This is a genomic window from Streptomyces sp. NL15-2K, assembly GCF_030551255.1.
Lineage (GTDB): Bacteria > Actinomycetota > Actinomycetes > Streptomycetales > Streptomycetaceae > Streptomyces.
In genome coordinates, this window is sequence record NZ_CP130630.1 from 10,201,751 (window position 1) to 10,223,166 (window position 21,416).

The 21,416-nt window shown below is 73.2% G+C and carries 1 protein-coding gene; it reads left to right on the top strand.

The genetic code is table 11. From position 1 onward, the window contains the following. Nucleotides 1–72: 72 nt before the first annotated feature. On the top strand, nucleotides 73–21,405 hold the full coding sequence (locus tag Q4V64_RS44540) for an SDR family NAD(P)-dependent oxidoreductase (RefSeq protein ID WP_348540827.1): 21,333 nt from the start codon (nucleotides 73–75) through the stop codon (nucleotides 21,403–21,405). The last annotated feature ends 11 nt before the right edge of the window (nucleotides 21,406–21,416 follow it).

Consider the following 21,416-nt stretch of genomic DNA (forward strand, 5'->3'; position numbering starts at 1 on the left):
GAGACAGCGCTCCGGCGGTCCCTCGCGTCGCTCTCCCGCGCTCCGCGCGAACCGATCTTGGTGAGGCCCGAGTTGGTGGATCAAGGCAAGCTCCTCGATTATCTCAAGCGAGTCACCGCGGATCTGCACCAGACCCGTGAGCGGCTGCGCAAGGCCGAGTCCCCCGACCGGGAGCCGATCGCGATCGTGGCGATGAGCTGCCGCTATCCAGGCGGGGTCCGCACCACCGACGACCTGTGGCGGCTGGTGAACACCGGCACCGACGCCATCGGCCGCCCGCCCGCCGACCGCGGCTGGGACCTGGACGACGCCTACGACCTTGACCCCGAGCACACCGACGGATACGCCTCCGAGGGCGGCTTCCTGGACGGCGCCGGTGCGTTCGACGCGGCGTTCTTCGACGTCAGCCCGCGCGAGGCGCTGTCCATGGACCCGCAGCAGCGGCAGGTGCTCGAAGCCTCCTGGGAGGTGCTCGAACGCGCCGGGGTGGACCCGACCACGCTGCGCGGCAGCCGCACCGGCGTGTTCATCGGCTCCAACACCCAGGACTACGCCCGGCTCATCGGCGGCACCGTGCAGGCCGCCGAAGGCTTCCTCATCACCGGCACCACCGCGGCCGTCCTCTCCGGCCGGGTGTCCTACACACTCGGGCTGGAAGGCCCCGCGGTCACGATCGACACCGCCTGCTCCTCCTCGCTGGTCGCTCTCCACCTCGCCGCCCAGGCCCTGCGCGCCGACGAATGCACGATGGCGCTGGCCGGCGGCGTCACCGTCATGGCCACCCCGAGCGCGTTCACCGAGTTCGGCCGGCAGCGCGGCCTGGCCGCCGACGGTCGCTGCAAGGCGTTCTCCTCCGCCGCCGACGGCATCGGGCTCGCCGAGGGCGTCGGCCTGGTGCTGCTGGAACGGCTCTCCCGGGCACAGCGCCTCGGCCACCCCGTCCTCGGCGTGATCAAGGGCAGCGCGGTCAACCAGGACGGCGCCAGCAACGGCATCTCCGCGCCGAACGGCCCCTCCCAGCAGCGGGTCATCCGGCAGGCCCTGGCCAACGCCGGGCTGTCCGTCGACGACGTCGAGCTGATCGAGGCACACGGCACCGGCACCACCCTCGGCGACCCGATCGAGGCCCAGGCCGTCCTCGCCACCTACGGCCAGGACCGCATCGGCGGCCGCCCGGCCTGGCTCGGCTCGATCAAGTCGAACATCGGCCACACCCAGGCCGCCGCGGGCGTCGCCGGCGTGATGAAGGCCGTACTGGCGCTGCGCCACGAGACCATGCCCAGGTCGCTCCACCTGGACGAGCCCAGCCCGCACGTCGACTGGTCCGCCGGAGCGGTGGAGTTGCTGGCCCAGCCCCGCCCCTGGCCGCGCCGGGACACCCCCCGCCGGGCCGGCGTCTCGGCGTTCGGCGTCAGCGGCACCAACGTCCACATGATCATCGAGGAACCGCCTGCCCCGGCCGAGTCCGAGCCGGGGCAGGCGGTTCCCGTGCCACTGCCCGTCGTGCTCTCCGCCCGGGACCCCGAAGCCCTCAGCGCACAGGCCCGGCAGCTCCACACCTTTGTCGAGGACCGGCCGCAGGCGTCGATCGGCGACCTGGGCCGGGCGCTGGCGACCGGGCGCGCCGCGCTGGAACACCGCGCCGTGGTGCTCGCCGACGACCGGGACGCCCTGCAGCGCGGCCTGACCGCCCTCGCCGTCGGCGAGCCCGGCCCCGGCCTGGTCACCGGCGAGCCCACCGGCGGCAAGCTCGCCTTCCTGTTCACCGGGCAGGGCGCACAGCGGCTCGCCATGGGGCGGCGGCTCGCCGAGCGGTTCCCCCGGTACGCCGAGGCCTTCGACACCGTCGCCGCCGCGGTCGACCGGCACCTCGTACGGCAGCCGGGGGACCGTCCGCTGCGGGAGGTGCTCGACAGCGACCTGCTGCACCGGACCGGCTACGCCCAGCCGGCCCTGTTCGCGGTCGAGGTCGCCCTGCTGGAGACCGTGCGCGGCCTCGGCCTGGAGCCGGAGATCGTCGCCGGCCACTCCATCGGCGAGATCACGGCCGCCCATGCCGCCGGGGTGCTCTCCCTGGACGACGCCGCCGCGCTGGTCGTCGCGCGCGGCCGGCTGATGCAGGCGCTGCCGCCCGGCGGCGCGATGCTCGCCGTGCAGGCCCCCGAGGACGCCGTACGGGAAGCCGGACTGGACGACCTCGACATCGCCGCGGTCAACGGCCCGGCCGCGGTCGTGCTCTCCGGCCCGGAGGCCGCGATCGACCGCTTCGCGCACAAGGCCCGCGACGCAGGCTGGAAGACGAACCGGCTGCGGACCAGCCACGCCTTCCACTCCCGGCTGATGGAGCCGATGCTCGCCGAGTTCCGCGCCGTTGTGGACACGCTCGGCTTCGCCGAACCGACCCTCGCCGCGGTCTCCGGCGTGACCGGCCGTCCGGTCGCCGTGGGGCAGTGGAGCGACCCCGACCACTGGGTCGACCAGGTCCGCCGCCCGGTCCGGTTCGCCGACGCCGTCCACGCGCTCCACGCCCTGGGTGCCGGGCGCTACCTGGAACTCGGCCCCGACACCGTGCTGGCCGCGATGGTCGCCGAGAACCTGCCGGACGCGCCGGCGTGCGTCGCCGCGCAGCGCCGGGACCGCGACGAGGTCGCCACGTTCCTCACCGCGCTGGCCCGGATCCACGTCGCCGGCTCCACCGTGGACTGGTCGGCGCTCTGCCCCGCCCACCCGGCCGAGCGGCTCGACCTGCCCACCTACCCCTTCCAGCACCAGCAGTACTGGCCGTCGCCGGCGGACCTGGTCACGGTCGACGCCGCAGGCCTGGGGCTGGCGAGCACCGAGCACCCGCTGCTCGGCGCCGTGCTGACCCTCGCCGACGGCGACGGCAGCGTCTTCACCGGCCGGCTCGCCCTCCAGACCCACCCCTGGCTCGCCGACCACGTAGTCCTCGGCACCGCTGTCCTGCCCGGCACCGCGATGGTGGAACTCGCGCTGCGGGCCGGGGAGCAGGTCGGCGCGCCGGTGCTGGAGGAACTCACCGTCCAGTCCCCGCTCGCCGTCCCCGCCTCCAGCGGCGTCGCGCTCCAGGTCGTCACCGGCCCTGCCGACGAGACCGGACGGCGCCCGGTCGGCATCCACTCCCGCCGCGAGGACGCGCTGCCCGACGAGCCGTGGACCCCGCACGCCGCCGGATACCTCGCGCCCACCGGCCCGCAGGCCCCGCCGGCCGACCTGACGGTCTGGCCGCCGACCGGCGCCGCGCCGCTCCCGGTCGACGGGTTCTACGAGCGGCTCTCCGGCGCCGGCTTCGGCTACGGGCCGGCGTTCCGGGCCCTGACCGCCGCCTGGCGGCTCGGCGGGGACGTCTACGCCGAGGTGGCACTGCCCGAGTCCGAGACCGGCCAGGCCGCCCGATTCCAGCTCCACCCCGCACTCCTGGACGCCGCACTGCACGCCGTGGCGCTCGCCGAAGCCGGCGCCGAGAGCTCGGCCCGGATGGCGTTCGCCTTCACCGACGTCACCGTGCACGCCGTCGGCGCCACCGCGCTGCGCGTCCGGCTCACCCCGAACGGCGCCGACCGGGTCGCGCTCTTCGCCGCGGACGGCACCGGAGCCGACGTCGTCACGATCGGCTCGCTCGTCATGCGGCCGGTGACCACCGCCCAGGTCGCGGCCGGACCCCGGCAGGCGTCCCGCTCGCTGTACGGCGTCGACTGGGTCGAACGCCCCCTGGACCCCGCCCCGGCCCCCGACGACTGGGCCGCCCTCGGCGCCGTACGGGACACCGGCCTGCCCCTGGCCGACCTGGACTCCCTGACCGGCCCGCCGGCCGTACTGCTGCTGGACTGCCCGCCCGTGCCCGTCGACCCCGCCGCGGACCCGAGCGGGACGGCCGCATGGGCCCACGCAGCCACCCAGCGAGTGCTGGCGGCGCTGCAGCGGTGGATCGGCGACGAGCGGCTCGCCGAGACCACACTCGTCGTCACCACCACCGGAGCCGTCGCCGGCGGCCCCGGCGAGGACCCCACGGACCTCGCGCACGCCGCGGTCTGGGGCCTGGTCCGCTCCACACAGTCGGAGTACCCGGCCCGGATCGTCCTGGCCGACGTCGACGGCAGCGCCGCGTCGTGGGCCGTGCTGCCCGCGCTGGTCGCCGCCGGCGACACCCCCCAGGCCATGATCCGCGTCGGCGCCGTCACCGTTCCCCGGCTCGCCCGCATCGCCCCCGACCCCGCGATGAACCCGCCGGACTCGCCGGTCTGGCGGCTGGAGAGCGCGGGCGGCGGCACCCTGGACGACCTGCGGCTGGCCGCCTGCCCGGCGCCCGAGGGCCCGCTGGAACCCGGCATGGTGCGGGTCGCCGTCCGCGCCGCCGGCCTGAACTTCCGCGACGTGCTCATCGCCCTCGGCGTCCACCCCAGCGACAACCCCCTCGACCTGGGCAGCGAGGCCGCCGGCGTGGTCCTGGAGGCCGGCCCGGACGTGCCGCACCTCGCCCCGGGCGACCGGGTCATGGGCGCGTTCGCCGGCGGCTTCGGCCCCGTCGCCGTCACCGAAGCCCGCCTGCTCGTCCCGATACCGTCCGGCTGGACGTACGCCGAGGCCGCCGCCGTGCCCATGGCCTTCCTCACCGCGTACTACGCGCTGGTCGACCTGGCCGACGTACGGCCCGGACAGACCGTGCTGGTGCACGCCGGCGCCGGCGGTGTCGGCACCGCCGCCATCCAGATCGCCCGGCACCTGGGCGCCCGGGTGCTGGCCACCGCCAGCCCCGCCAAGTGGGACGCCCTGCGCGCGCTCGGCCTGCCCGACGAGGCCATCGCCTCCTCCCGCGACACCGAGTTCGCCGAGAAGTTCGCCGGCGCCACCGACGGCCGTGGCGTCGACGTCGTGCTCAACTCGCTGGCCCACGAGTACATCGACGCCTCGCTGACCCTCCTGACCAGCGGCGGCCGGTTCCTGGAGATGGGCAAGACCGACCTGCGCGACCCGGAGCGGCTCGCCGCCGACCACCCCGGCGTCCACTACCGGCCCTTCGACCTGTTCGAGGCCGGCCCGGACCGGATCGGCGCGACGCTTACCGAGATCCTCGCCCTGTTCGAGGCCGGCGAGCTGCACCTGCCGCCCCTTCGGGCCTGGGACGTCCGGCAGGCCCGGGACGCGTTCCGCTTCGTCAGCCAGGCCAAGCACATCGGCAAGAACATCCTGCTGATGCCGGGCCACACCCGCGAGACCGGGACCACGGTCGTCACCGGCGCCACCGGCACCCTCGGCAGCCTGCTCGTCCGCCACCTCGTGCACTCCCGTGGCGTCCGCGACCTGCTGCTGCTCAGCCGCAGCGGCGCCGACGCGCCCGGCGCCCACGAGCTGTGGTCCGAGCTGACCGAGGCCGGCGCCCGCGTCCGGCTGGACCGCTGCGACATCGCCGACCGCGACGCCCTCGACCGGGCGCTGGACGGCGTGGACGTCCGCGCGGTCGTGCACGTCGCCGGTGTCCTCGACGACACCGTGCTCACCGGCCTGACCCCCGACCGGCTCGCCGCGGTCCTGCGCGCCAAGGTGGACGCGGTCGTCAACCTGCACCAGGCCACCGCGGGCGCCGACCTCGACGCGTTCGTGCTGTACTCCTCCGTCTCCGGCCTGCTCGGCACGCCCGGCCAGGGCAACTACGCCGCCGCCAACGCGTTCCTCGACGCCTTCGCCGCCGCCCGCCGCAGCCGCGGCCTGCCCGGCACGTCCCTGGCCTGGGGCGCCTGGGACACCGCCGCCGGCATGGCCGGAAGCCTGTCGGAGGTCGACCGCCGACGGCTCACCCGCGGCGGCATCGCCCCCCTGGACCTGACCGAAGCCCTCGCGCTGTTCGACGCCGCCCCCCACGCCGAGCGGCCCCTGCTCGTGCCGATCCGCCTCGACCACACCGTGCTGCGCGCCCGGCACGGCGACGCCGGCCTGCCGCCGCTGCTGCGCGGCCTGGTCCGCGAGCCCGCCCGGCGGGCCGCCACCGGCGAGAACGCCACCACGCTGCTCCAGCGCCTGGCCGACCTGGCCCCGGCCGACCAGGACCGGCTGCTGCTGGACCTGGTCCGCACCCAGGTCGCCGCCGTGCTCGGCCACACCTCCGGCGACGCCATCCCCGCTGCCCGGGCCTTCAGCGAGCTGGGCTTCGACTCCCTGACCGCGGTCGAACTACGCAACCGCCTGAACACCGCCACCGGACTGCGGCTGCCCGCGACCCTCACCTTCGACTACCCCAACGCCCAAGCACTGACGGCGTTCCTGCGCGGCGAGCTGGTCGGCGCACTCGCCGAACAGGCCACCCCGTCCGCCGCGCGACGCGCCGCCGCCACCGACCTCGACGACCCCGTCGTCATCGTGGGCCTGGGCTGCCGCTACCCGGGCGGCGCGAGCACCCCCGAGGAATTCTGGCGGCTGCTCGCCGACGGCCGCGACGGAGTCTCCGGCTTCCCCGACGACCGCGGCTGGGACCTCGACACGCTCTACCACCTCGACCCCGACCACCCCGGCACCTCCTACGTGCAGGAGGGCGGCTTCCTCACCGGGGCCGGCCGGTTCGACGCCGGGTTCTTCGGGATCAGTCCGCGCGAGGCCGTCACCATGGACCCCCAGCAGCGTCTGCTGCTGGAGACTTCCTGGGAGGCCCTGGAACGCGCCGGTATCGACCCGACCAAGCTGCGCGGCAGCCGCACCGGCGTCTTCGCCGGCGTCCTCTACAGCGACTACGCCACGCTGCTGCGGCAGTCCAGCACCGGCGCCGAGGGCTACGCCGCCACGGCGAGCGCGGGCAGCCTGGTCTCCGGCCGTGTCTCCTACACCCTCGGGTTCGAGGGCCCGGCGATCACCGTCGACACCGCTTGCTCCTCCTCCCTGGTCGCCCTCCACCTGGCCGCCCAGGCCCTGCGCTCCGGCGAGTGCGACCTCGCGCTGGCCGGCGGCGTCACCGTCATGGCCACCCCGGGTGCCTTCGTCGAGTTCAGCCGGCAGCGCGGGCTGGCCGCCGACGGCCGCTGCAAGGCGTTCGCCGCCGCCGGCGACGGCACCGGCTGGGGCGAGGGCGCCGGCGTCGTCCTGCTCGAACGGCTCTCCGACGCCCGCCGCGCAGGCCACCCGATTCTCGCCGTCGTCCGCGGCAGTGCGGTCAACCAGGACGGCGCCAGCAACGGCATCACCGCCCCCAACGGCCCCTCCCAGCAGCGGGTGATCCGGCAGGCCCTGGCCACCGCCGGGCTCGCCCCCACCGCCGTCGACGCGATCGAGGCACACGGCACCGGCACCTCGCTCGGCGACCCCATCGAGGCCCAGGCGCTGCTGGCCACCTACGGCCAGGACCGGACGGGGGCGCCGCTCTGGCTCGGCTCCGTCAAGTCCAACCTCGGACACACCCAGGCGGCGGCCGGCGTGGCCGGTGTCATCAAGATGGTCCTGGCCATTCGCTACGGCCTCCTGCCCCCCACCCTGCACGTCGACCGGCCCTCCACTCAGGTCGACTGGTCCGCCGGAGCGGTGGAACTGCTGACCGAGGCCCGCCCCTGGCCGCGCACGGCCCACCCCCGCCGGGCCGGCGTCTCCTCCTTCGGCATCAGCGGCACCAACGCCCACGTCATCCTCGAAGAGGCCCCCGCCGCCCAGCCGGAGGAACCGAAGGCCGACAGCACGCTGCCGGTCGTGCCGCTGGCGCTCTGCGGACACGACGCCGCCGGCCTCGCCGGACAGGCCCGCCGACTGCTGGACTTCCTCGACACCCGCCCCACCGCGCGACTGCTCGACATCGGCCGCTCGCTCGCCGACCGGGCCGCACTGCCGCATCGGGCCGTCGTGCCGGCCGGCACCGCCGACCAGACCGTCATGGACCTCCTGGACCTCGCCGACGGCACGAGAACCGTCGGCGTCGCCACCGACGGCCGCCTGGCGATGATCTTCACCGGACAGGGCGCGCAACGGCCCGGCATGGGCCGCGATCTGTACGGCACCTTCCCGGCGTTCGCGACCGCGTTCGACGAGGTCTGCACCGCGCTCGACCTGCCCCTGCGCGACGTACTCGACGACCAGGAACGACTCGACGAGACCGGGTGGGCCCAGCCGGCGATCTTCGCGGTCGAGGTCGCCCTGCTGGCGCTCGTACGGTCGTGGGGTGTGAGCCCGGATGTGGTGGCGGGGCATTCGATCGGAGAGATCACCGCCGCCCACGCCTCAGGCGTGCTGTCGTTGCGGGATGCGGCGCAACTCGTCGCCGCGCGGGGACGGTTGATGCAGGCGTTGCCGGCGGGCGGCGCGATGCTGGCGGTCGGCGCCTCCGAGGCGCAAGCGCGCGAGGCGTTCCCGGACATCGACATCGCCGCGGTGAACGCCCCGCGCTCGGTGGTGGTGTCCGGCGACGAGGCCGGCATCGAGCGGGTCGCGGTGGTGGCGGGTGAGCGGGGCTGGAAGACCACTCGCCTGCGCACCAGCCACGCCTTCCACTCCCGCCTCATGGAGCCGATGCTCGCCGAGTTCGCCGACGTCGTCCGGGACCTGCGGTTCAGCGAGCCACGGCTGCGCGCGATCTCCACCGTGACCGGCGCCGAGGTCACCCGCGGCGAGTGGACCGATCCCGAGTACTGGGTCGAGCAGGTCCGCCGCCCGGTCCGGTTCGCGGACGCCCTGGCCGCGCTCGACGCCGACCGGGTCCTGGAGATCGGCCCGGACGCCGTCCTCACCGCGCTGGCGCAGGACGCGCACCCCGACCGTACGGCCGTGGCGGCGCTGCGCCGGGGCCGCGAGGAGGCCGCGACGCTGCTCGCCGCGGTCGGTGAACTGTTCACGGCCGGCGTCGCGGTCGATTGGGCAGCGGTCTTCGCAGACACCGGCGCGACCCGGCTCGAACTGCCCACCTACGCCTTCCAGCACGTCACCTACTGGCCCCGCCCGCGCCCCGGCCGGCACGCCTCCGACCCGGCCGGCCTCGGCCTGGTCGGCACCGGCCACGCCCTGCTCGGTGCCGCGGTCGAACTGCCCGACTCGCAGGCCACCGTGCTCACCGGCCGACTCTCGGTCGCCACCCACCCCTGGCTGGCCGACCACGTCGTACTCGGCCGCATCGTGGTACCCGGCACCGCCCTGGTCGAGATGGCCCTCGCGGCAGGCGAGCGAGCGGGCGCGCAGACCCTGGACGAACTGCTGCTACAGGTCCCGCTGACGCTGGAGCCGGACGGCGGAGTCCAGGTACGGGTCACGGTCGCCGCCGGCACGGCCGACGGCCGGCGCCCGGTCACGCTCCACGCCCGCCCCGACGAGACCGAACCCTGGTCCGTCCACGCCACCGGCTCGCTCTCGGACCAGCACACGGAACCGGCCGACGCAGGACTCGTGGTCTGGCCGCCCACCGGCGCCGAACCGGTGCCCGTGGACGACTTCTACCCGACGCTCGCCACCACCGGAATGGCGTACGGTCCCGCCTTCCAGGCACTCCGCAACGTCTGGCGGCGCGGCGACGAGGTGTTCGCCGAGGTCGGCATCGAGGACCCGGTCGACGGCTACGCATTGCATCCGGCGCTGTTCGACGCGGCGTTGCACGCGATCGGCGCGGGCGGCCTGCTCCCCGAACACGCCGTCCGGCTGCCGTTCGCGTTCACCGGTGTACGCGTCTCCGGCGAGGCCGGTCGGACCCTGCGGGCACGGCTCACCACACGGGCGGGCCAGGACAGCGTGCGGGTGGAGCTGGCCGACGAGTCCGGGCTGCCGGTTGCCGAGGTCGAGGAGCTGACCCTGCGACCGGTTACCGGAGCGCAGCTCTCGGCTGTGGATCGGTTGCTCCATGGCGTGGAGTGGGTGCCGGAGGCGGGCCTGTCGGTCGCTGAGGTGCCGGTCGTGATCGCGCTGGGTGATCCCTTGCCGGATACGGCTGTTCCGGTGCTGGCGGTGGATGCCACGGCGCCGGGTGCCGCGCGGGATCGGGCGGCTGTTCTGCTGAGGCTGGTGCAGGAGTGGCTGGCGGATGCGGCGTGGGTTGGTTCGCGGTTGGTGGTGCGGACGTTCGGGGCGGCCGGTGAGGAGATCACCGATCCTGACGGTGCCGCTTTGTGGGGTTTGGTGCGGTCGGCGCAGGCCGAGCACCCGGACCGGATTCATCTCTTGGACGCGACCGAGGAGATGTTCGTGCCGGTGCCGGAAGCCCTGGTCCGCGACGGCGTCGTGCGGGTGCCGCGTCTGGTGCGGGTTCAGGCGCCGTCGGCCCAGGTGGATCTGGGTGATGGTGTCGTGGTGGTCACTGGTGCGACGGGCACGCTGGGACGGCTGGTGGCTCAGCACGTCGTGCAGGCGCACGGCGTCCGCGATCTGCTGTTGCTGTCCCGGTCCGGTGGTGGGGTGGTGGAGCTGGAGGGGGCGGTGGTGCGTTCGGTGGCGTGCGATGTCTCCGATGGCGCCGCCGTCACCGAGGTCCTGCGTGATGAACCGGTCACGGCGGTCATCCATGCCGCTGGTGTTCTCGATGACGGCACGCTGGAGTCGCTGACTCCGGAGCGCCTGGACACGGTCTTCCGGGCCAAGGTCGACGCCGCCCGCAACCTCATCGAGGCAACGCGGGGCAAGCGGCTCAGTGCGTTGGTGCTGTATTCGTCGGCGGCGGGGTTGTTCGGGAATGCCGGGCAGGGCAATTACGCCGCTGCGAACGCGTTCCTGGATGCGTATGCGGTGTGGTTGCGGGAGGAGGGCGTTCCTGCGACTTCGCTGGCTTGGGGATTGTGGGACGCGGGGATGGGTGGCTCGCTCAGTGAGGCGGAGCGTGCCAGGGCTCAGCAGGGTGGGATTGTGCCGCTCAGTGTTGAGCAGGGGCTGGCCGCTTTTGACGCCGCGTTGGGTACGGGTCGTGCGGTGGTCGCTCCGCTTGCGCTGGACACCGCGCCGATGCGGGAGGCCGCCGCGGCCGGACTCCTGCCCCCGCTGCTGCGCGGGCTGGTTCCGGCGCCGGGCCGGCGGGCTGCGGCAGGTTCGGCGCAGGGCGGGTTCGTCGCCCGCCTGGTCGGACTGCAGGACGCCGAACGCCGACGGATCGTCCTCGACCTGGTCCGCACTCACGTGGCGGCCGTTCTCGGTCACGCCGACGGATCCGCCGTAGCCGGCGAACTGCCTTTCCGCGACCTGGGTTTCGACTCGCTCACCGGGGTGGAGCTGCGCAACCGGCTGGCGACGGTCACCGGACTGCGGCTGACCTCCACGCTGGTCTTCGATTACCCGAACGTCGCCGCGCTCGCCATGTACCTGGACACCGAGCTCTCCGGGGCGGTCGCCGAGGCGATCCCGGCGGTGACCTCCGCGGTCGCTTCGGACGAGCCGATCGCGATTGTCGGTATGGCGTGTCGTTATCCGGGTGGTGTCAGCAGTCCGGATGAGTTGTGGGAGTTGGTGGCGGGTGGCCGGGACGGTGTCGGGTTCTTCCCGGAGGACCGCGGCTGGGATGTGGAGAGCCTGTATCACCCTGACCCGGATCATCCTGGTACGTCGTATGCCCGGGAGGGTGGGTTCCTGTATGGCGCCGGGGATTTCGATCCGGCGGTGTTCGGGATCTCGCCGCGTGAGGCGCTGGCGATGGACCCGCAGCACCGGCTGCTGCTGGAGTCCTCGTGGGAGGCCTTCGAGCAGGCTGGGGTGGACCCGTTGGGGTTGCGGGGTTCGCGGACCGGGGTGTTCGTCGGGGTGATGTACAACGACTACTCGATGGTGCTGGGTGCCTCGGACGACAGTGCCGAGGGCTTCATGGGTACGGGCGGGAGCATTGCGTCGGGGCGGGTGTCGTACTCGTTCGGGCTGGAGGGTCCGGCGGTGACGGTGGATACGGCGTGTTCGTCGTCGTTGGTGGCGTTGCATCTGGCGGTGCAGGCGATACGCAGTGGGGAGTGTGAGGCGGCGCTGGCCGGTGGTGTGACCGTGATGGCCACTCCGAATACCTTCATCGGGTTCTCGCGGCAGCGGGGGCTGGCGGCGGATGGGCGGTGCAAGTCGTTCGCCGAGGGCGCCGACGGCACCGGCTGGGCCGAGGGCGTCGGCATGCTGCTGGTGGAGCGGCTGTCGGATGCGCGGCGGCTCGGGCATCCGGTGTTGGGGGTGGTGCGGGGCTCGGCGGTGAATCAGGACGGGGCTTCCAACGGGCTGACCGCGCCGAACGGCCCGTCGCAGCAGCGGGTGATCCGTCAGGCGTTGGCGAATGCGGGTGTGTCCGCAGCCGAGGTCGACGCGGTGGAGGCGCACGGGACCGGGACGCGGCTGGGTGATCCGATCGAGGCGCAGGCGTTGCTGGCGACGTATGGCCAGGATCGTTCCGGGGAGCCGTTGTGGCTGGGTTCGGTGAAGTCGAACATCGGGCATGCTCAGGCGGCGGCGGGTGTGGCGGGGATCATCAAGATGGTGCAGGCGATGCGGCACGGGTCGCTGCCGCGGACGTTGCATGTGGATGCGCCGTCGTCGCAGGTGGACTGGTCTGCGGGTGCGGTGGAGTTGCTGACGCGGGCGCGGTCGTGGCCGGAGGTGGGTCGGCCGCGGCGGGCGGCGGTGTCGTCTTTCGGGATCAGTGGCACCAACGCCCACGTCATCCTCGAAGCCGCACCCGAACCGACCACTACCCCGACAGAACCGGCGCCCACCCTGCCGGCCGTACCGGTTGTACTCACCGCCGCAGACGAGGCCGGTCTGCGCGCCCTGGCCGAGCAGACGCATGGACTGGACGCGCCCGTCGCAGACCTTGCGCGGTCGTTGACCCGGCGTGCGGCGCTGCGGCACCGCGCGGTCGTGCTGGCCGGTGACCACGCCCAACTGGACGCCGGGTTGGCGGTGGTGGCCGGAGGCACCCATCCGCTGGTCGGTGCAGCTGGACCGGGTCGCTTGGCGGTGGTGTTCACCGGTCAGGGGTCGCAGCGGGTAGGGATGGGCCGGGAGTTGTATGAGACGTTCCCGGTGTTCGCGGCGGCTTTCGACGAGGTGTGTGCGGCTCTGGATCTTCCGCTGCTTGAGTTGGACGCGGCCTCCTTGGACCAGACTGGGTGGGCGCAGCCTGCGATCTTCGCGGTGGAGGTGGCGCTGCTGGCGTTGGTGCGGTCCTGGGGTGTGGAGCCTGACGTCGTCGCGGGCCACTCGATCGGCGAGATCACGGCTGCCTACGCGGCTGGGGTCCTGAGCCTTGCGGATGCGGTGGCGTTGGTCGTGGCTCGGGGCCGGTTGATGCAGGCGTTGCCGTCCGGTGGGGCGATGATGGCGGTGGGTGCCTCGGAGGCGGAGGTGCGGGAGGCGTTCCCGGACATCGACATCGCGGCGGTGAACGGCCCGGCTGCGGTGGTCGTGTCGGGGCTTGAAGCAGAAGTCGAGCAGGTCGCCTCACTGGCCGGTGAGCGGGGCTGGAAGACCAACCGGTTGCGTACGAGCCACGCGTTCCACTCGCGTCTGATGGAGCCGATACTCGCCGAGTTCCGCACGGTCGTGGAGACACTCACCTTCGGCGAGCCGACGCTCCCAGCGGTCTCCACGGTGACCGGCCGCCCCGTCGAACCCGGCCAGTGGTCGGACCCCGACTACTGGGTCGACCAGGCGCGCCAACCGGTCCGATTCGCCGACGCGGTCACAGCTCTCGACGCCGCCCGTGTGCTCGAACTCGGCCCCGACGCTGTACTCACCGCACTGATCCAGGACAGCCGCCCCGAACTGACCACGGTCACGGCACTGCGCCGGGACCGGCCCGAGACACACACCCTGCTCACCGCACTCGGGACCCTGTTCGTCGAGGGCCAGAACGTCGACTGGACCGCGGTGCTCGGCGACGGAGCCGTCGCCCCACTGCGCACCTATCCGTTCCAGCACCGGCGTTTCTGGCCCCGGCCGCGGACCGGCGCCAGCCCGAACGCGATCGGCCTGGGACTCGCCGAGACCGGTCACCCGCTGCTCGGCGCGGAGATCGAGGCGCCCGACGCGGCGACGACGCTGCTCACCGGCCGGCTGTCGCTGCGCACCCACCCCTGGCTGGCCGACCATGTCGTGCTCGGCCGTCCGCTGGTGCCGGGCACCGCGCTGGCCGAGACAGCCCGCGCGGCCGGTGAACGGGCCGACGTCCCGGTTGTGGAGGAACTCCTGCTGCAGGCCCCGCTGCCGCTGGCCGAGCGCGGCGGCGTCCAGCTCCGGGCCACGCTCGCAGAGCCCGACGTCGACGGCCGCCGTGCGGTGACGATCCACGCTCGCGCTGAGGACGACGAGTCCTGGACGACGCACGCCACCGGCGTTCTGGCCCCGGCGGACGACCGTGCCCCCACCGAAATCGACATGGTCTCCTGGCCGCCGACCGACGCCGACTCGCTGGACCTGTCGGGCTTCTACCCGGACATGGCAGCGAACGGACTCGTCTACGGGCAGGCATTCCAAGGTCTGCGGGGCGTCTGGAAGCGGGGCGAGGAGGTGTTCGCCGAGGTCGAGCTGGACCACCCGACCACCGGATACGGGCTGCACCCGGCGCTGTTCGACTCCGTGCTGCACGCGATCGCCGTCGGCAGCCTGCTCACCGACGGCGAGATGAGGCTGCCGTTCGCTGTCACCGGGTTCCGCACCTTCGGGCCGGTCGGCACACAGCTCCGGGCGCACCTGACCCGGGCAGAGGGTGCCGACACGGTGCGGCTCGCCCTCGCCGACGAGTCCGGTACGCCGGTTGCGGAGATCGACGGCCTGACCCTCCGGCCGGTTTCCGGAACGCAGCTCTCGGCCGCGGACCGGTTGCTCTACGGCGTGGAGTGGGTGCCGGTGGAAGCCGCGGGTTCTGAAGAGCCCGTGGTGACGATCCCGCTCGGCGCCGCGCTGCCGGATCCCGCCCCGGTCCTGTCCGTCGACGCGACCGCGCCCGGTGCGGCGGGCGAGCGCGCCGCGGCGCTGCTCACCGTGCTCCAGACCTGGCTTGCCGACCCGGCCTGGGCCGATTCACGGCTGGTCGTACGGACTTTCGGCGCGGTCGGCGAGGAGATCACCGATCCCGACGGTGCCGCCCTGTGGGGATTGGTGCGGTCGGCGCAGGCGGAGCACCCGGACCGGATTCACCTTCTGGACGCGGCGGAGAAAATGGTCCTGCCGGTGCCGGAGGCCATGGTCGGTGACGGCGTCGTACGGGTGCCGCGCCTGGTACGGGTCCAGGCGCCGTCGAGCCAGGTGGATCTGGGCGAGGGCCTCGTAGTTGTCACCGGTGCGACGGGCACGCTGGGACGGCTGGTGGCTCAGCACGTCGTGCAGGCGCACGGCGTCCGCGAGCTGCTGTTGCTCTCCCGGTCCGGTGAGGCGGTGGAGTTGGACGGTGCGGTGGTGCGTTCGGTGGCGTGCGACGTCTCCGATGCCGTGGCCGTCGCCGAGGCCCTGCGCGACGAGCCGGTCACGGCGGTGATCCACGCAGCCGGTGTACTGGACGACGCACTGCTGGCCGACCTCACCCCGGCGCGGCTGCGGACGGTGTTCCGGGCCAAGGTGGACGCCGCGGTCAACCTGTGCGCGGCCACCGCCGACCGGCAGCTGAGTGCCTTCGTCCTGTACTCCTCGGCGGCGGGTGTGTTCGGCAACGCGGGTCAGGGCAACTACGCCGCCGCGAACGCCTTCCTCGACGCCTACGCCACCCAGCTACGCGCCGAAGGGATTCCCGCGACTTCGCTGGCTTGGGGGTTGTGGGACGCGGGGATGGGTGGCTCGCTCAGTGAGGCGGAGCGTGCCAGGGCTCAGCAGGGTGGGATTGTGCCGCTCAGTGTTGAGCAGGGGCTGACCGCTTTTGACGCCGCGTTGGGTACGGGTCGTGCGGTGGTCGCTCCGCTCGCGTTGGACACCGCGCCGATGCGGGAGGCCGCCGCGGCCGGACTCCTGCCCCCGCTGCTGGCGGGCCTGGTCCGAGTGCCGGTCCGCAAGCGTGCTGCCACCGCGCTGGGCCGCCGACTGGCCGGCCTGCCGGCGCCGCAGCGCGAGCGGGCCGTACTCGACCTGGTCCGGACCCACGTGGCGGCGGTCCTCGGCTACCCGGGTCCGGAAACGATTGAGGTCGAGCGGGCCTTCAGCGAACTCGGCTTCGACTCGCTCACTGCGGTCGACCTGCGCAACCGGCTGGCGACGGTCACCGGATTGCGGCTGACCTCCACGCTGGTCTTCGACTACCCGAATGCCTCCGCGTTGGCCGGGCACCTCACCGCCGAACTCGCTGGAGTCGCCGGAGCCGCCACACCGGCGAGTACCACGGGCAGCACCGCCCGCGCCGACGAGCCGATCGCGATCGTCGGTATGGCGTGTCGTTATCCGGGTGGTGTCAGCAGTCCGGATGAGTTGTGGGAGTTGGTGGCGGGTGGCCGGGACGGTGTCGGGTTCTTCCCGGAGGACCGCGGCTGGGATGTGGAGAGCCTGTATCACCCTGACCCGGATCATCCTGGTACGTCGTATGCCCGGGAGGGTGGGTTCCTGTATGGCGCCGGGGATTTCGATCCGGCGGTGTTCGGGATCTCGCCGCGTGAGGCGCTGGCGATGGACCCGCAGCACCGGCTACTACTGGAGTCCTCCTGGGAGGCCTTCGAACGTGCCGGCGTAGACCCCCGGACCCTGCGCGGATCCCGGACAGGCGTGTTCGTCGGCATCATGTACGGCGACTACGCGACTGTCCTGGAGCAGGCCGAGGCGCAGGTCGAGGGCTTCATGGGTACGGGCGGGAGCATTGCGTCGGGGCGGGTGTCGTACTCGTTCGGGCTGGAGGGTCCGGCGGTGACGGTGGATACGGCGTGTTCGTCGTCGTTGGTGGCGTTGCATCTGGCGGTGCAGGCGATACGCAGTGGGGAGTGTGAGGCGGCGCTGGCCGGTGGTGTGACCGTGATGGCCACTCCGAATACCTTCATCGGGTTCTCGCGGCAGCGGGGGCTGGCGGCGGATGGGCGGTGCAAGTCGTTCGCCGAGGGCGCCGACGGCACCGGCTGGGCCGAGGGCGTCGGCATGCTGCTGGTGGAGCGGCTGTCGGATGCGCGGCGGCTCGGGCATCCGGTGTTGGGGGTGGTGCGGGGCTCGGCGGTGAATCAGGACGGGGCTTCCAACGGGCTGACCGCGCCGAACGGCCCGTCGCAGCAGCGGGTGATCCGTCAGGCGTTGGCGAATGCGGGTGTGTCCGCAGCCGAGGTCGACGCGGTGGAGGCGCACGGGACCGGGACGCGGCTGGGTGATCCGATCGAGGCGCAGGCGTTGCTGGCGACGTATGGCCAGGATCGTTCCGGGGAGCCGTTGTGGCTGGGTTCGGTGAAGTCGAACATCGGGCATGCTCAGGCGGCGGCGGGTGTGGCGGGGATCATCAAGATGGTGCAGGCGATGCGGCACGGGTCGCTGCCGCGGACGTTGCATGTGGATGCGCCGTCGTCGCAGGTGGACTGGTCTGCGGGTGCGGTGGAGTTGCTGACGCGGGCGCGGTCGTGGCCGGAGGTGGGTCGGCCGCGGCGGGCGGCGGTGTCGTCTTTCGGGATCAGTGGCACCAACGCCCACGTCATCCTCGAAGCCGCACCCGAACCGACCACTACCCCGACAGAACCGGCGCCCACCCTACCGCTCACCCCGATCGTGCTCAGCGCGGCCGACCCGGACGCCCTGCATGCCAACGCCGAGCGCCTGCACACCTCCCTCGCCGTGGACCTGCCGCTGGTCCAGATCGGCCGGACACTGTCCGGCCGCGCGGCACTGCGGCACCGCGCGGTGCTCCTCGCCACCGACCACCCCGCGCTCGACCGCGCGCTGGCCGACTTCGGCGCGACCGACGCGCTCCCGTCAGAGGTGCTGCACGGAGAAGCACACCGCGCCGCGCTTGCCATCGTGTTCACCGGGCAGGGCGCACAGCGGGTCGGCATGGGCCGCGAACTGTACGAGACCTTCCTGGTGTTCGCGTCGGCCTTCGACGACGCGAGCGCAGCCTTGAATCTGCCGCTTCGCGAGGTGCTGGACGATGAATCTCGGCTGCACCAGACCGGGTGGGCGCAGCCTGCGATCTTCGCGGTGGAGGTCGCGTTGCTGGCGCTCGTACGGTCCTGGGGCGTGACCCCGGACATCGTCGCGGGCCACTCGATCGGCGAGATCACGGCTGCCTACGCGGCTGGGGTCCTGAGCCTTGCGGACGCGGCGGCGCTGGTGGCGGCTCGGGGCCGATTGATGCAGGCGTTGCCGTCCGGTGGGGCGATGATGGCGGTGGGTGCCTCGGAGGCGGAGGTGCGGGAGGCGTTCCCGGACATCGACCTCGCGGCCGTCAACGGACCTGCTGCGGTAGTGCTGTCCGGAGACGAGACCGACATGGAACAGATCATGCTCCTCGCTCAGGAGCGGGGCTGGAAGATCAACCGGCTGCGCACCAGTCACGCGTTCCACTCGCGCTTGATGGAGCCGATGCTCGCCGAGTTCCGCACGGTCGTAGAGACACTCACCTTCGGCGAGCCGACGCTCCCAGCGGTCTCCACGGTGACCGGCCGCCCCGTCGAACCCGGCCAGTGGTCGGACCCCGACTACTGGGTCGACCAGGCGCGCCAACCGGTCCGATTCGCCGACGCGGTCACAGCTCTCGACGCCGCCCGTGTGCTCGAACTCGGCCCCGACGCTGTACTCACCGCACTGATCCAGGACAGCCGCCCCGAACTGACCACGGTCACGGCACTGCGCCGGGACCGGCCCGAGACACACACCCTGCTCACCGCACTCGGGACCCTGTTCGTCGAGGGCCAGAACGTCGACTGGTCCGCGATGCTTGGCGACGGCCCGCGCGCCGACCTGTCCACCTACGCCTTCCAGCACCGCCGTTACTGGCCCCGCCCGGGCACCGGCCCCACAAGTGACGCCGCCGGCCTCGGCCTCGCCGGCACTGGGCACCCGCTGATCGGCGCTGCGGTCGAACTGCCCTCCGGCGACAGCGTGTTCACCGGGAGGCTCTCCGTCCGCACCCACCCGTGGCTGCGCGACCACTCGGTCACCGACCGCACGGTCGTCCCCGGCACCGCGCTGGTCGAGATGGTGCTCGCCGCCGGGGACCAGGTCGGCCTGCCGGTCCTGGACGAGTTGGTGCTCCAGACTCCGTTGGCCCTCGGGGACCAGGGTGCGGTCCAGGTCCGGGTCACCCTGGCCGCACCCGACGCCGGCCGCAGCGTCGTGACGATGCATTCCCGGCCCGAGGAGGACGACGCGTGGGTCCTCAACGCCAGCGGCCTGCTGACCAGCGATGCCGAGCCGCTCAAGGGCACCGCCGCGCTGTCGGCCTGGCCGCCGGTGGGTGGGGAGGAACTCGGACTGGACGGCGTGTACGAGGCGTTCGCGGATGCGGGCCTGTCCTACGGACCGGCCTTCCAGGGCCTGCGGCGGCTCTGGCGGCGGGGCGAAGAGGTGTTCGCCGAGGTCGGTATCGAGGACTCGGTCGGCGGCTACGGAGTGCATCCGGCGCTGTTCGACGCGGCGTTGCACGCGATCGGCGCGGGCGGTGCGCTCCCGGCCGAGGGCGGTGTCCGCTTGCCGTTCGGCTTCACCGGAGTGCGGGTCGTGGGGTCGGCAGGGAGCAGTCTGCGGGTCGGGATCGCCCCCGCGCCGGGTACCGACACGGTCCGGGTCACGCTGGCCGACTCGGCGGGTGGCCCGGTGGCCGAGGTGCAGGGTCTGGCCCTGCGGCCGGTCGCGCCGGCCAGGCTCGGTGGCCTCGCCGATCGGCTGCTGTATGAGGTGGAGTGGGTGGCGCGGGGGGTGACGGCCTCGGCGGAGGTGCCGGTCGTGATCGCGCTGGGTGATCCCTTGCCGGATACGGCTGTTCCGGTGCTGGTGGTGGATGCCACGGCGGCGGGTGGTGCGCGGGGTCGGGCGGCTGCTCTGCTGACGCTGGTGCAGGAGTGGTTGGCGGATGCGGCGTGGGTTGGTTCGCGGTTGGTGGTGCGGACGTTCGGGGCGGCCGGTGAGGAGATCACCGATCCTGACGGTGCCGCTTTGTGGGGTTTGGTGCGGTCGGCGCAGGCGGAGCATCCGGAGCGGATTCATCTCCTGGACGCGGTCGAGGAGTTGGTTCTTCCGTTGCCGCAGGCGGTGGTGCGTGACGGTGTCGTGCGGGTGCCGCGTCTGGTGCGGGTTCAGGTGCCGTCGGCCCGGGTGGATCTGGGTGATGGTGTCGTGGTGGTCACTGGTGCGACGGGCGTGCTGGGGCGGCTGGTTGCCCAGCATGTGGTGCGGGTGCATGGCGTGCGGGAGCTGTTGTTGCTGTCCCGGTCGGGTGGGGTGGTGGAGTTGGATGGTGCGGTGGTGCGTTCGGTGGCTTGTGATGTCTCGGATGCGGCCGCTGTCGTCGAGGTCCTGGGTGATGAGCCGGTGACGGCGGTGATCCACGCAGCCGGTGTTCTCGACGACGGCACCCTCGAATCGCTGACTGCGGGGCGCCTGGACACGGTCTTCCGGGCCAAGGTCGACGCGGCCCGTAACCTCGTTGCCGCGACGCGGGGCAAGCCGCTTCGCGCGTTCGTGCTGTATTCGTCGGCGGCGGGGTTGTTCGGGAATGCGGGGCAGGGCAATTACGCTGCGGCGAACGCGTTCCTGGACGCCTATGCCACTGGCTTGCGGGCTGAGGGGATTCCGGCGACTTCGCTGGCCTGGGGCCTGTGGGAGGCCGGTATGGGTGATGTGCTCACCGACGCCGACCGGGACCGCATGCGCCGCGGCGGCATCCTGCCCCTCACCCGGGAGCAGGGACTGGCCGCCTTCGACGCCGCCCTCGGCACCGCACGACCACACCTCGCGCCGCTGGCCCTCGACCTGCCCGCACTCGGCCGGGCCGCCGAAGTCGGCCTGTTGCCGCCGCTGCTGGCCGGTCTGGTCCGGGCGCCGCGCTCCCGCCGGGCCGCTCCCGCCGGGCCGACGCTGCCCCGGCGCCTGGACGGGCTGTCTCCCGAGGAGCAGGACCGGATCGTGCTCGAAGCCGTCCAGGCCCAGGTCGCGGCCGTGCTGGGGCACGACTCCGGCGCCGCCGTCCCGGCGGAGCGGGCCTTCAGTGAGCTGGGCTTCGACTCGCTCACCGCGGTGGAGCTGCGCAACCGGCTGGCGACAGTCGCCGGACTACGGCTGCCCTCCACGCTGGTCTTCGACTACCCGAACGCCGGCGCGCTCGCCGCGCACCTCGCCGAGCGGCTCCGGCCCGAGGTGGGGTCGCCGGTCGTTGCGCTGCTGACCGAGCTCGACCAGCTCGAGCAGGGCCTGCGCGCGGCGACGGCCGACGACGAGGATCGGTCCCGGGTCACCGCCCGGCTGCACGGACTGCTCGCCGCCTGGCAGGGCGCGGGCGCGGCGCCGAACGGCGGTGTGGCGCTGGCCGAGGGCCTGGAAACCGCCACCGACGACGAGATGTTCGACCTGCTCGGCAAGGAATTCGGCATCTCCTGACCGCCGCGGCG